Raw genomic sequence first — 14,328 nt, 5'->3', positions numbered from 1 at the left:
GGAGAATCGAAGCTATCGTGACTGCCAACAACACCCAGGCCCATGAGCCCCTGCAGCGCATCCTGCTGCCTAAGCGCGGCGAGCCCTTTGATGTGCGGATGCTCTACCTCATCGAAGCCGAGCAAAACCGCGAACGCCTCAGCTGGTTTAACCGCACCTCCGTCACCATCCCGGCCGGCGAGGAAGCATCTTTTGAAACCTACTTCAACGCCTTCCCAGCCTCCTACTGGCGCCGCTGGTCCCAGCTGCGCTCCGTAATCCTCAGCCTGGACATTGAGGGTCAAGCAAATATTTCCCTCTACCGCTCCAAGCAGGATGGCCAGCGCATTTCCGTGGCCAACCACCTGGTAGGCACCGGCCACCACGAGTTCGAGCTGCCGCTTAAGAACTTCGAGGATGGCGGCTGGCTGTGGTTCGATATCACCGCCGAGCAGGAAACCACGCTTGCCGACGCCGCCTGGTGCTCCCCCCATGCCCCCGGCCCACAGCTTTTGCCGGACGGCACCGAGCAGCCGGCGCAGGACAAGCGCGTGGCGGTTGGTATTCCCACCTTTAACCGCCCGACCGATGCCGTGGCAGCGCTCAAGGCGCTGGCCGAGGACCCGGTAGTCGACGGCATCATCGACTTCGTCCTCATGCCGGATCAAGGCAACCAGCACCCGGCCGATGAGCCGGGTTACGACGAGGCGGTGGCCCACTTTGGTGAGCGCTTCCGCGAATTCCGCCAGGGCAACCTGGGCGGCTCCGGCGGCTACTCCCGCATCATGTACGAGGCGCTGGAAAATACCGAATCGCCCTTCATCCTGTACATGGACGATGACATCGCCATCGAGCCGGACTCCGTGCTGCGTGCGGTTCAGGCGGCCCGCTACGCGGCCAAGCCCATCATCGTCGGCGGCCAGATGCTCAACCTGCAGGAGCGCTCCCAGCTGCGCACCACCGGCGAGCAGGTCAACCGTGCCGATTTCATGTGGGGCGCGGCGCCGCACGCCGTCTACGACCACGACTTTGCCAAGTACCCGCTGCGCGCCATCGGCACCCGCGAGACTCACCTGGATCCCAAGAAGTACGATTCCCGCGCGCTGCATCGCCGCGTTGACGTGGAGTACAACGGCTGGTGGATGTGCCTCTTCCCGCGCATCGTGGCAGAAACCAACGGCCAGCCGCTGCCGCTGTTTATCAAGTGGGACGATACCGAGTACTCCCTGCGCGCGGCGCGCAACGGATTCCCCACGGTGACCTGGCCGGGCGCCGCTATCTGGCACATGGCCTGGGCGGATAAGGACGATGCCATTGACTGGCAGGCCTACTTCCACCTGCGCAACCGCCTCATCGTGGCCGCGATGTACCACGAGGGGCCGGCCAAGGGCATTACCAAGTCCATCTTTAAGTCCACTCTCAAGCACACCATGTGCATGGAATACTCCACCATGGCCATCCAGATTGAGGCTATGCGAGACTTCCTGGCCGGGCCGGACCATCTCTTCGACATCCTGGAGTCTTCGCTGCCGCGCATCGCGCAGATCCGCAAGAACTACTCCGATGCCGTCATCCTGGAATCCGCCGATGAGCTCCCGGCTCCCACCGGCGCGCCGGGCGTGCCCACCCGCAATGTCGGCGGCCGCCTGGCCAAGATTAAGAAGATCCCGTGGGCCATCAAGGGTCTCAAGCACCTCGTCAGCAAGGAAGACGCTGCGCACTATGAGGCGCCGCAGCTCAACCTCACCCCGGACGAGGCCCGCTGGTTCACCTTGTCCCGCGTAGATTCGGCCACCGTGTCCACCGCGGGTGGCACCGGCGTGGCCTTCCGCAAGCGTGATCGCGACCTAGCTAAGGACCTCGTGGCCCAGACCCGCGAATTGCTGAAGGAAATCGAAGAGAACTTCGACGACCTGCGCGCCGAATACCGCGCGGCCCAGCCGGAGCTGACCTCGCGCGAGTCGTGGAAGAAGGTCTTCGATGCCCAATAAGCTTTCCGTAGCCGAATCGCGCGTCCTCGAGTCCATCCAGGGTGCGGCTTTCGACGTGCCCGGCGTACTTCCCACCGCCCGCGGGCTTAGCCACTGGGGCGAGCATGCCTTAGGTTGGATGGGCAGCGCTGCGGTAGGGGCGGGCATCGACAAGCGCCGCCGCGAAGGCTGGGTCCGTGTTGGGGCCGCCGCCTTCCTCGCGCACGCCGCCAGTGTGGTGCTCAAGCGCATCGTGCGCCGCAAGCGCCCGGATTATCCGTACGTGCGCGTGGGGGTAAAGACGCCCTCCACATTGTCTTTCCCTAGCTCGCACGCGACTTCGACCACCGCATTCCTGGTGGCGGTAAGCCGCCTGACCGGCCGCAAGGCGCCCCTTCTCGGCGTGCCGGTAATGATGGCATCGCGTATGGTGCTCGGAGTGCACTATCCAACAGACACGGCCGTGGGTGCGGCCATCGGCGCTGCTACCGCGGAGGTCGTGATGAAAGGAATGAAGCATGAGTGATGATGGAAACCAGCACTTTTTCCATTCGGAACCGCACACCTCCGGCGTAGATACCGGCCGCAAGCGCAAGCCGCCGAAGAATCTTGCCGATGGCATGATTAAGGCCCTGCGCCCCAAGCAGTGGGTCAAAAACGTCCTGGTGCTGGCCGCCCCCGCCGCGGCCGGCGCCGATGCGTTATTCCACGGCCGTGTGCTTCTCGACGTCCTCTTGGCCTTCGTCGTCTTTTGCCTCGGCGCTTCCTCCATCTACCTGATTAACGATGCGAAGGACTGGCGCGAGGACCAAGAGCATCCGACCAAGCGCTTCCGCCCGATTGCCTCGGGCGTGCTGCCGATTAAGCTCGCCTATGTCATGGCCGTGGTGCTCATCGGCCTGTCCATCGGCCTGTCTTTCCTTGCCACCGCCGGCCCGCAGCTGGCTATCGTGATGGCGATTTATATCGCGCTGCAGTTGGGCTATTGCTTTGGCTGGAAGCATATGCCGGTGATCGATATTGCGCTGGTGTCTTCCGGCTTCATGCTGCGCACCATGGCCGGTGGCGTAGCCGCAGGCATCGAGCTGTCCCAGTGGTTCCTGCTGGTGGCGGCGTTCGGCTCGCTGTTTATGGCCTCCGGCAAGCGCTACTCGGAGATCCTGTTGGTAGAACAAACCGGAGCGAAAATCCGCAAGTCCCTGGAGGGCTATACGCCCACCTACCTGCGCTTCGTGTGGACCCTAGCCGCCACCGCGGTGGTTATCTGCTACACCCTGTGGGGCTTCGAGCTTGCTAACGACGCCCAGACCGGTGGCGTGTGGTACCAGATTTCCATGGTGCCGTTTACTATCGCCATCCTGCGCTACGCGGCCGATGTGGACCGCGGCCAGGGTGGCGCACCGGACGAGATTGCACTGGAGGACCGCACTTTGCAGGTTCTCGCTTTGGCTTGGCTCGCCTGCATTGCCATGGCGGTTTATATCATGCCGTTGTTCTAGACACAGCGGAAACGATGTAGAAATTTTCTGCGGGGCTGATAAACTTTCTCCCCGTGCTTAACACCGACCACAAGAGTATCGCCCGCTGGAGTACCCCAGCGGCCGTTCTTGTGATCGGTGTTTTATCTTTCTGGGGCGGCTTCGCCCGCCGCTGGATTTCCGATGACGGCCTCATCGTCCTGCGCACCGTGCGCAATCTCGAAGCCGGAAACGGGCCCGTGTTCAATATGGGCGAGCGCGTGGAGGCCAATACTTCCACACTGTGGCAGTACCTCATCTTCCTTGTGCGCTGGGTCTCCCACGCAAACTTGGAAGGCATCGCCATTTACCTGGGCCTTATCCTGGCGGTAGCGGCAATGGTTGTCGGCACGGGGGCGTCGGCAAGCATGCGCTCTGGCGCCGTCCTTCCGGCCGGCGCACTTGTGTATGTGGCCCTGCCACCGGCCCGCGACTTCTTTACCTCCGGCCTGGAATGGGGCCTGTGCATCTTCTACCTTGCGGTGCTGTGGTGGCTGTTGCTGCGGTGGTCGCGCCCGCGCCGCCACTCCGGGAGTAATAGCGAAGCCTATTGGCTCGCCTTCTGGGCCGGGCTGTCCTGGCTGGTGCGCCCGGAGCTCGCCCTGTATGGCGGCCTGGTGGGAATCGCGCTGCTCGTATCCCACCGCTGGTGGAAGATTCTTGCCGTCGCAGTGCCGCTGCCGTTGGCCTATGAGATTTTCCGCATGGGTTACTACGGCCTGTTGACCCCGCACACGGCCGTGGCCAAGTCCGCGGCGGGTTCCGAATGGGACAAGGGCTTTACCTACCTGGCGGACTTTGCCGGACCGTACTGGCTCTTCCTGCCGCTCATCGTGCTGGCCATTGCCGGTCTATGGAAGGCGGACCTGCGGCCCACCGCTCTGCGCTCCACCGCCACTGCCACGTATCTTTTTGTGGGCGCGGCGCTCATCCATACGCTTTACGTCTTGCGCGTGGGCGGAGATTTTATGCACGGCCGCATGCTGCTGCTGCCACTTTTTGCGATTCTGCTTCCGATCTTTGTCGTTAGTGTACGCATGTGGATCGTCTCCGTCCTCTGCGCGGTGTGGGCGCTGGTTATCGTTCTACGCGGACATCCGGTGGATCGCAGCATCTATGCGGATGAGATCTCCATCGTGGACGAGCGCGATTTCTGGACCTATGCCACCCAGCGCCAGGACCCGCCCATGCGCGCTGAAGAGTTCCTCGGCGCCAAGTTTATGGAGGACTACCAGGAGGGCATCGACGAGCTAGAGGCCGGCGACGCCATGACCTTCCGCTATATCAAGGGCGAAGATAGGTTCTCGTGGACGGCCACGCCTGCAGACCCTTCGCGCACCGATCCGCCGACCGTTTACCTGCTCAATTTGGGCCTGTCTTCCATGAATGCGCCGCTGGATATTCGCGTGCTGGACAATATCGGCCTCAGCAACCCTTTGGCGGCGCGCCAGCCGCGCATCGAGGGCGGACGCATTGGGCACGACAAGAGCTTGGATATGTCGTGGCAGGTGGCAGATTCCGCGGCCGATATTGACGAGATCCCGGCGTGGATTGATAAGTACGAGGCAGCCAAGGCTCGCGCCGCGCTTGCCGACGCCGATTTTCAGAAACTCTTCGCCACATACAGGGAACCCCTAACTTGGGACCGTTTCTGGAAAAATATTAAATTCTCCCTGACCGATGGCCGGACCCTCACTTTTTCTTCTGATCCCTCTGACTACCTGCATTAATCCCTTTAAATGCAGACTTTAGGGAGAACCTAAGTTACACTATTCTGTGACATTGTTATCGATCCGTGACGTTAACGGTATACAGGTTCCGGACGATAGAACTTAGTGACAATCACCGAGTAGTTTGAAGGAGAAAGATGACTGCATCCATCAAGGGTCGCGTCCTTTCAGTCATCATGGCAGTTGCCGTAGCTTTGGGCCTGGCCGTCGTGGCGGGTTCCCAGCCGGCAGAGGCAGCCAACCGCGACTGGCTGCGCCGTGACGCCACTGGTACGTGTGAGTGGGACAAGGTTGGCTGGTGGGTCCAGCGTTGCGACGTATGGTCCCAGGCTATGGGCCGCACCATTCCGGTGCAGGTTCAGCCGGCAAAGCGCGGCGGCAATGCTGCCCTCTACCTGCTAGATGGCCTGCGTGCCACCGATCGCACTAACGCATGGGTAAATGACGTTAATGCTGCCAAGACCTACGAGCCGCACAACATCACCCTCGCTATGCCCGTCGGTGGTGCCGCTTCCTTCTACGCTGACTGGCAGGGTCCTGCTACCTACGACCTGGAAAATCCGGTCAACTACAAGTGGGAAACCTTCCTGACTAGCGAGCTTCCTGGCTACTTGGAGCGCAACTTCGGTGTTGCCCGCAACAACAACTCCATTGCTGGCCTGTCCATGGGCGCCGGTGCTGCACTGACCCTGGCTGCAAAGCACCCGAACCAGTTCCGTCAGGCGCTGTCCTACTCCGGCTTCCTGACCACCACGGTCCCAGGCGCTCAGACCATGATGCGCTTTGCCATGCTGGATGCGGGCGGATTCAACATCAACGCTATGTACGGTTCCCTGTTTAACCCGAAGCGTTTCCAGAACGATCCGCTGCTGCTTATTCCGCAGTTGCGCAATACCAACCTGTACATCTCCGCAGCTTCTGGTGTCCCAGGCGCCGGCGATAGCCACTACCTGCCGGAGCACCAAGCGGCAGGTGCTGCACTCGAGTTCGGCTCCAATATCACCACCCGCGTGTGGGAGGGCGCCGCTCGCCTGCAGGGCCTGAACCCGACCGTGGACTACCCAGCACAGGGTCTGCACAACTGGGAACAGTTCGGCTACCAGCTCAACCGCTCTAAGCCACAGGTACTTAACGTTATGAACGCTTGGTAATTCTCGCGGCCTGATCCTCCTTCCTGATGGAAGGGGGATTTTCTTTTGCGGCGGGTATCGAACAAATATGCGTCTAACTATTGCGGGTGTCTCGGCGTTGCGTTAATCTATGGGTGTCAGTTCGATTGGGTGTGCGAATCTATTTAGAGGGGGAGCTTTCGTGACTACTGCTACCGCACCACCAAAACAGGCGTATTTTTCTACCAATGACATGGAAGACACCGTGTGTGTCATGGCCATGGTGCAAAGAATTCAATCATGGCAACTGTTCCAGGCAGTGTTGCCACAGTTAGAAGACGACGTTGATTGCACACTGGCCGTATTGTCCAAGAGACTCGGTCTTTCGCGATGGCGGGTATCAAGTGCAATCCAAGCCCACTTTCGGATGCGCGAGCTGCCGCTTACTACCGCAGTGCAAACGGAACACTGGATTTTGGACCTTCCGCGACTCCAGGTCATTGACGTGGAATTGCGCCCCCTCGGCGAGGACGAAGCGCAGGTCCAACTGGTTGATGCGGCCTTGGCAGATTTCCTCACGCCCAAAGACCCGGGACAGCACGTGCCGACGGAACCGGAAATCCGAAATTTCCTGCGTGGATTCATTGATGGGCTGCTGAAGCCAGATTTATCGGCGCAGATCGAGCGCGCAGTGTCGGTGTCCTATTCGGGTGGACAGGCCACGATTGTGTTGAAGACAGATAAGGCCACTGCGGCGGCAATTTCTAGACATATTGATAAAGCGGCAGCACAAGAGGGAGTTTCAAAGGCGGAGGCGCTGGAAAATCTGATCTTCAACCGCACAAGCACCAAGGTGGTGATTAACACCTATCGCACCGGGGAGGATCCTTCCCGCGTCTTCATTCCTAGCGCGGGATGGTGCGATCTGGGGGAGGACTTAGCACATGACTCTGCGGTGCGAACTCTAACCGCCGAGGACGTCAAAAAGTATGTCCCCTCAGAAGAAATCCGTGCCTGGGTGCAGGGACGGGACGCGACCTGCCGGTGGCCAGGGTGCTCGATGCCAGCACACTATTGTCAAGTGGATCACCGCGTGGAGTACGGCGACAAAGGACCTACCAGTGTGGGAAATCTGGTGAGCTTGTGTCAGCATCACCATAACGTGAAGACGGATGGTCGGGTGCGATACATCATGGACCCGTTTACCGGAGATATTGTCTGGATGTTTGAGGATGGCACCTATGAGGTGGACCGAGCTGCAGGTCCATTGGCGCCCCGGAGTATTCATTGGAAGCTGACGTGGGAGCGATTCCTCAAGCTCAGGAGGGGGCCATTGCAAGGTTTGTGAGTCGGGACTATACAGGGGCCCATGTTCGCTATTGAGAATCCAAGCACAGGCAAGAGTGAAGACCAGTTTGAACGTATCGATGATTCGCAGCGCGATGACATCTTAGACCGCTCCACCGCGGCCTACGAGGCATGGCGGAGCACTCGCATCGAGGAGCGTGCTGCGGTTTTGTCCCGCGCAGCTGATCTTTATGAAGAGCGCATTGATGAGTTAGCGGATCACATCGGCCGCGAGATGGGCAAGCTGACCCGTTGGGCCAAGGCCGAGGTGCAGATTGTTGCCGATATTTACCGCTACTACTCCGAGCACGCGCACGAGCTGCTTGCCGACGAGTACCTGCCGGCACAGAATGCCGACAAGACCGTAGTGCGCAAGGAGCCGATCGGCCCGTTGCTCGGCATCATGCCGTGGAACTTCCCGTACTACCAGGTGGCCCGCTTCGCGGCGCCTAACCTGCTGCTGGGTAACACCATTGTGCTCAAGCACGCTTCCATCTGCCCGTTGTCTTCCCAGGCGTGCCAGGACATCCTGGAAGAGGCTGGTCTGCCGAAGGATGCGTACATCAACATCTACGCTTCCGGTTCCCAGATGGATGCCTTTGTAGCGGATAAGCGCATCAAGGGTGTTTCGCTGACCGGTTCGGAGGGTGCGGGCTCTGCCGTGGCCAAGACCGCCGGTGAAAATTACAAGAAGTCCGTGCTGGAGCTGGGCGGCAACGACCCGTTCCTGGTTATTGATGATGAGAACCTAGAGTGGGTACTGGATCAGTACAACCTAATCCGCATGTACAACACCGGCCAGGCCTGCAACGCGCCAAAGCGCCTCATCGTTTTGGAGGACTTCTACGACCGCACCGTGGAGTACCTGGAGAAGAAGATTGGGGACATGAAGGTCGGCACTTATGACGACGAGAATGCCGACATTGGTCCTCTGTCCTCCATCGGTGCTCGCGATGAGATTGTGGAGCGCCTGGAAAAGGCCGCGGCCAATGGTGATGCCAAGATTCGCGTAGGCGGCAAGAAGATTGACCGCGAGGGCGCCTACATGGAGCCTGCGCTGCTTACCGACGTCGACCCATCCACCGACGTAGGCTGCAACGAGATCTTCGGCCCTGTGGCTATTGTCTACAAGGCCAAGGACGTTGAAGAGGCTATCGAGATTGCCAATAACTCGGAGTATGGTCTGTCCAGCTCCGTGTGGGGCACCGACCTAGATGCCGCATTCGAGGTGGCAAACCAGCTCAACGATGGCATGACGTTTGTCAACGAGGCGTCGGTAACCGCAGCAGGCCTGCCTTTCGGTGGCGTGAACCGCTCCGGCTACGGCCGCGAGCTGGCACGCTGGGGCGTCGGCGAGTTTGTCAACGAGCACCTGTACCGCGTGAGCGGACAGGATAACCCGGGCAACTCCCCGGCAATGTAGCGGCGTGTCAGTCTAGCGTAAGTCTCAAGTTCAACTTAAACTTGAGCACACGATAGACAGCTCACGCCGCAGGCATCGGTCCGGGGGAGGGGAACCCTCGGAAAGGTACCGCGGCAAATCTTCAAGGACGTTTACCTATGCGCAAAAGCACTTCCCCGAGCAAAGCTCGCAAGGGCCTTGCAGTGGCCGCAGTACCTACCGCTATTGCCGTGGGTTTGGCTCTGCTGCCAAACGCCACCGCACAATCTTCCGTAGGCGATCTCTCTTCCGCCATCGGCGGCGATTCCAGCCTGTCCGATCACTTCGCACCGAAGGAACCGCCCGCCCGCACCCCGCTGAACACCGAATACCCGGATGTTAAGGGCCTGCCGGAGGGCGTGAAGATCAACCGTGTGGAGTACCTGACCAACCGCCACCTGATGGTCTACATCAAGTCCGCGGCTATGCCGGATAAAGAGCAGAAGGTACAAATCCAGCTTGCTCGTGACTGGTACTCCCACCCGGAGAAGAAGTTCCCAGAGGTATGGGCGCTCGACGGCCTACGTGCCCGTGACGATGAGTCCGGCTGGACCATCGAGACCAATATTTTGAACCAGTACGCTGACCGTAACGTCAACCTAGTTATGCCGGTAGGCGGCGAATCTTCCTTCTATTCGGACTGGGAGCAGGCAGACCGCGGTCAGCGCTACATGTGGGAGACCTTCCTGACCAAGGAATTGATCCCCATCTTGGACAATGAGTACCGCTCGAACCACAAGCGTGCGGTCACCGGCCTGTCCATGGGCGGCACCGCCGCGATGAACTTGGCTGAGCGTAACCCGCACCTGTTTAACTTCGTGGGCTCCTTCTCCGGCTACCTGGACACCACTACACGCGGCATGCCGGAAGCCATCATGGCGGCGCAACGAGATGCCGGCGGCTATGATTCCCGCAAGATGTGGGGCGAGCCAGGTTCCCAAAACTGGATCGACCACGATCCGAAGCTGGGCATTGAAAACCTGAAGGACATGAAGGTGTATGTCTCTGCAGGTTCGGGCAAGGATGACTTTGGTAACGCCAACTCCGTAGCCAAGGGTCAGGCCAACCTTGCCGGTATGGGCTTGGAGGTCATTTCCCGCATGTCCACCCAGACCTATGTGGACTACGCAAAGCGCGCCAAGATTAACCCAGTGATTAAGTTCCGCCCATCCGGCGTGCACAGCTGGGAATACTGGCAGTTTGAGATGCAGCAGGCATGGCCCTACATCGCAGATGCCCTCGAGATGGACAAGGCTGATCGCGGTGCGGACTGTGAGGCCATTGGTGCCATCGCCAAGGAAACCAAGAGCGGCGTCATTGGCTCTTGCTTGAATAACGAGTACGACGTCGCCAAGAAGGGCAAGGCCCAGGACTTCGAGTCCGGTACCGCTTACTGGTCCCCGGATACCGGTGCGCACGCCCTCTTCGGCCGCATTGGTGCCCGCTACGCCGAAATCGGCGGACCTACCTCCTGGCTGGGCTTCCCTAAGACCGGCGAGACTAAGACCCCGGACGGCAAGGGTCGCTTCGTGCACTTCGAGCACGGCTCCATCTACTGGTCCCCGGAGACCGGTGCTTGGGAGATTACCGGCGATATGTTCCAGGCCTGGGGCAAAAACGGCTACGAAAAGGGCGACCTGAAGTACCCGACCGGCTCGGTTAAGAAGGTCGGCGAGGGTTACATGCAGGAATTCCAGGATGGCGTCCTTACCCGTAACCCGGATGGCTCCAACCAGGTAGTCCACGGTGCTATCGGCGCTAAGTACAAGGACATGGGCGGCGCTGAATCTGCGCTCGGCTTCCCGACGTCCGGTGAGAACGCCGTCGATGGCGGCTTCTTCCAGACCTTTGAGAAGGGCAGCATCTACTGGTCCCCGAAGACTGGCGCGCACTACATTTTGAAGAGCAAGATCATGGACCGCTGGGGCCAGGCTGGCTGGGAGCAGGGCGAGTTCGGCTGGCCTACTTCTGACTACTCCGAGATTGCCGCTGGCGGCCTGAGCCAGGAATTCCAGCACGGCAAGATCAGTGAGGTCCTCGGCCAGGTTCGGACCGAGAAGAAGTAGCTATGCGCAAGCTAGTAGTTGTGGGCGCGGCGCTGTGCTTGGGTCTTGCGGGGTGCGATTCCGCCACGGTGGATAGCGAACCGCCGCAAGAGACCGAGGTCGCGCCCCTCGAGCGGGAGTCCGAGGCCCCTTCCTCTTCTTCGGAGGGTGCCACCTCTAAGTCGCAAGAAGACCGCGGTGCGCGCGAGATCTCTGAAATCCCGTCCGCTGAGGTGCCGGAACCGGACGCCAAGTACTTGGACAAGCTCAAGGACGCCGGCGTAAACGTCGATGGCGTTGAGGATCAGCTCCTTGGAGCCGGCAAAGCGGCCTGCGACGAGAATGAGGTCACCATTTCTGCGGTTGCCGGCCAGCTCATCGAGCAGCAGCGCACCACGCAGAGTTTTGAGGAGCTTTCCCAGCTCATCAAGGATTCCGCGCGTTCAGGGATTTGCTAGGTTTAGCTGGTACAACTAATCCATGCGAAAAACTATTACCGTCGTCGCGGCCCTCGTCGTTTTAGCTGTCATCGGCGTGGGCGCGTCGCGTTACCTCAACCAAGGCACCGATTCCCCTGCTCCGCACACCACGGAGCAGGCAGCGCCGCCGCAACCGCAGCAGCCCGAGTGGTGCCCCCGTGTTGAGTTCATTTCTGCCCCGGGTACTTGGGAGTCCGCGGCTGACGACGACCCCATTAATCCTTCTGCCAACCCGCGCTCGTTCATGCTGTCTATTACGAAGCCGTTGCAGGAGGCCTACGGGGACGACGTGAAGGTCTGGACCCTTCCCTATACCGCGCAATTTAAAAACATTAATGCGCAGCACGAAATGAGCTACGACGATTCCCGCAATGAGGGAACCGGCAAGATGAATGACGAGCTGCGTAGCGTTCATCAAAGCTGCCCAGCTACCAAGTTCATTCTGAGCGGCTTTTCTCAGGGCGCGGTGATTGCCGGCGACGTTGCCGATGAGATTGGTGGCGGCCAGGGCGTGGTTCCGGCGGAATCCATCGCAGGCGTGGCCCTTATCGCAGATGGCCGCCGCCAAAATGGCGTCGGGCAAAACCCAGGCCGCAAGGTGGGCGGCGTCGGCGCTGAAATTGCGCTGCAGCCGGTATCCGGATTGGTTCAGCCCATTGTGCCGGGTGCCTCCATGCGTGGTGCGCGCCAGAATGGGTTCGGTAGCCTCGCGGATCGCACCTTCCAAATTTGCGCGCCCAATGATTCGGTGTGTGATGCCCCGCCAAACGTCACCAATGCACTAGAGCGCGCGCAGGGTTTGATTGCCGCGAATGGCGTGCATGCGCAGTACGCCTCCAATAGTGGCGTTATCGATGGCACGACTGCCAACCAGTGGGTAGTGGGCTGGGCCCGCCAGCTTATCGACGCCGCGTAACAACCATTCCCCCAACTCCGATAGTTTTATTAACGAAACCATTTACCTAAGGAGAATCGATGGATCTAAAAGCGCAGATGGGGCAGTTCTTAGCGCCCGAGTTCACCTTGGCCCAGTTGGCAGAGAAGCTCTTCCAAGCGGAAACCGACCCAGACCGCGTGGTCATGCGCCAGTGGATCTACGGTGAGGAAGAAACCTGCCGGGAGCTTACCCGCGCACAGGTCAATAACCGCATCAAGGTGGTGGCGGCGCGCCTGCAGCAGGTGGCAGATCCTGGTACCCGCGTGGCCATCTTGGCTGGTAATTCACCGGAATACGTCTTCGGCTTCTTAGGCGCTCTTTATGCGGGCATGGTGCCGATTCCGCTATATGACCCCAACGAGCCGGGCCACTCGGACCACCTAAAGGCCGTATTTGGTGACTGTGAACCGTCCATCGTGGTAACTAACCGCGTATCGGCGGCGGCAGTGCGCACGTATTTTTCCGCTCAACGCGAGCGCCCGCGCATCATTTCCCTCGACGCCCTTCCTGATTCTTTGGCGTCCTCCTGGACTCCTGTGGAGGGAACCGCAGAGGACACTGCCTTCCTGCAGTACACCTCCGGTTCCACCCGCACCCCGGCCGGCGTGGAGCTCACCAATCGCGCGATTATTACCAACGTGGCGCAGATTTTCCAGGCCGTGCAGCTGCAGATGCCTGCCCGCATCGTTTCTTGGCTGCCGATGCACCACGATATGGGCATCATCCTGGCCGTATTTGTCACCATCTTGGGCCTCGACTTCGAGATGATGACCCCGCGCGATTTCATCCAGCACCCGGATCGCTGGGTCCGGCGCGTGACGGCTGGCAAACAGGCCACCTATACCGCTATCCCGAATTTTGCCTTGGAACTCGCCGCTCGCCACGCCAAGGACGCGGATTTCTCCCACGTGGACGGCATCATTATCGGTTCCGAGCCGGTGACCGAATCGGCCGTGGACTCCTTCCTCGATGCCTTCAGTGTGGACCGTTCCGTACTGCGTCCGTCCTACGGTCTGGCAGAAGCGGCGCTTATTGTGTCTACCCCGCAAACTGACAAGCGCCCGGTCATCGCGCACTTTAACCGCGCGGAGCTAGCTGCAGGTCGCGCCGTCATCGAGGATAAATCCGAAGACACCGTTGCCTACGCTTCCAATGGACAGTGCGTGCCGCGTCAGCACCTCGCCATTGTGGATCCGGAAACTCGCGCCGAGGTAAAGGACGGCGTTATCGGAGAAATCTGGGTCCACGGCCCCAATATGGCCACCGGCTACCTCAACCGCCCAGAGGAAACTGCTGCGACCTTCCGCAATACGCTGGGTGAGCGCCTGCAGGATGGCCTGCCGGAAGACGATTACTGGATGGCCACCGGAGACTTGGCAACCATCGTGGATGGTGAGCTGTACATTACGGGCCGCCTGAAGGATCTCATCGTCATTGCTGGGCGCAACCATTATCCGCAGGATATTGAGGGCACGGTGCAAGCAGCTTCCGCGCAGGTTCGCCCGGATTCCGTTGCTGCCTTCTCCGTGGAAGGCAATGACTCTGAGTCCCTCGTTGTGCTGGTGGAGCGCGCCGATGATGCGCAGCCGTCCGGCGATGCCGAGGCAACCGAGGCCATTCGCACCGCGGTCACTGCCCACCACGGCATCACTCCGGATGACATCGTGTGGAAGGCACCTGGCGAAATCAACCGCACGTCCTCCGGCAAGATTGCGCGCCGCGTAGCCAAGAAGAATTATGTGGGATTCTGATATATCGCTAACAAAGTGACAAA

The 14,328-nt window shown here is 60.1% G+C and carries 11 protein-coding genes; all 11 read left to right on the top strand.

The window, feature by feature from the left end; genetic code table 11:
• Positions 1–17 precede the first annotated feature (17 nt).
• The 11 genes from BJ985_RS07555 (at position 18) to BJ985_RS07505 (ending at position 14,305) form a co-directional block, all read left to right on the top strand.
• Positions 18–1,970, top strand: a complete 1,953-nt coding sequence (locus tag BJ985_RS07555; protein ID WP_179387094.1) for a glycosyltransferase — start codon at positions 18–20, stop codon at positions 1,968–1,970.
• Positions 1,960–2,475 carry a phosphatase PAP2 family protein gene (locus tag BJ985_RS07550; protein WP_005325407.1) on the top strand — a complete coding sequence of 172 codons (516 nt, stop codon included), beginning with the start codon at positions 1,960–1,962 and terminating at the stop codon, positions 2,473–2,475. Before BJ985_RS07555 ends, BJ985_RS07550 begins: the two co-directional genes overlap by 11 nt.
• Positions 2,468–3,448, top strand: a complete 981-nt coding sequence (locus BJ985_RS07545) for a decaprenyl-phosphate phosphoribosyltransferase (protein ID WP_005325409.1) — start codon at positions 2,468–2,470, stop codon at positions 3,446–3,448. Before BJ985_RS07550 ends, BJ985_RS07545 begins: the two co-directional genes overlap by 8 nt.
• Positions 3,449–3,501: 53 nt before the next feature.
• Positions 3,502–5,196, top strand: a complete 1,695-nt coding sequence (locus BJ985_RS07540; RefSeq protein WP_179387093.1) for an arabinofuranosyltransferase AftB family protein — start codon at positions 3,502–3,504, stop codon at positions 5,194–5,196.
• A 137-nt stretch (positions 5,197–5,333) separates the two neighbouring features.
• Positions 5,334–6,347 (top strand): alpha/beta hydrolase, encoded by a 1,014-nt coding sequence (locus BJ985_RS07535; RefSeq protein ID WP_150850360.1) that lies wholly within the window; start codon positions 5,334–5,336, stop codon positions 6,345–6,347.
• A 160-nt stretch (positions 6,348–6,507) separates the two neighbouring features.
• Positions 6,508–7,653, top strand: coding sequence for an HNH endonuclease signature motif containing protein (locus BJ985_RS07530; RefSeq protein WP_236587126.1), 1,146 nt, complete (start codon positions 6,508–6,510; stop codon positions 7,651–7,653).
• Positions 7,654–7,674: 21 nt separating this feature from the next.
• On the top strand, positions 7,675–9,075 hold the full coding sequence (locus BJ985_RS07525; protein WP_179387092.1) for an NAD-dependent succinate-semialdehyde dehydrogenase: 1,401 nt from the start codon (positions 7,675–7,677) through the stop codon (positions 9,073–9,075).
• A gap of 137 nt (positions 9,076–9,212) precedes the next feature.
• The gene (locus BJ985_RS07520) at positions 9,213–11,159 is read left to right on the top strand and encodes an alpha/beta hydrolase-fold protein (protein ID WP_179387091.1); all 1,947 of its coding nucleotides are present in this window, start codon (positions 9,213–9,215) and stop codon (positions 11,157–11,159) included.
• 2 nt (positions 11,160–11,161) lie between these two features.
• Positions 11,162–11,596, top strand: coding sequence for a DUF732 domain-containing protein (locus BJ985_RS07515; RefSeq protein ID WP_179387090.1), 435 nt, complete (start codon positions 11,162–11,164; stop codon positions 11,594–11,596).
• A gap of 22 nt (positions 11,597–11,618) precedes the next feature.
• On the top strand, positions 11,619–12,533 hold the full coding sequence (locus BJ985_RS07510) for a cutinase family protein (RefSeq protein ID WP_005327066.1): 915 nt from the start codon (positions 11,619–11,621) through the stop codon (positions 12,531–12,533).
• A 59-nt stretch (positions 12,534–12,592) separates the two neighbouring features.
• Positions 12,593–14,305 (top strand): FadD32-like long-chain-fatty-acid--AMP ligase, encoded by a 1,713-nt coding sequence (locus tag BJ985_RS07505; RefSeq protein ID WP_179387089.1) that lies wholly within the window; start codon positions 12,593–12,595, stop codon positions 14,303–14,305.
• Positions 14,306–14,328: the final 23 nt, after the last annotated feature.

Source organism: Corynebacterium tuberculostearicum (assembly GCF_013408445.1).
Taxonomy (GTDB): Bacteria; Actinomycetota; Actinomycetes; order Mycobacteriales; family Mycobacteriaceae; genus Corynebacterium; species Corynebacterium tuberculostearicum.
This window is presented reverse-complemented; position numbering and strand designations above follow the sequence as displayed.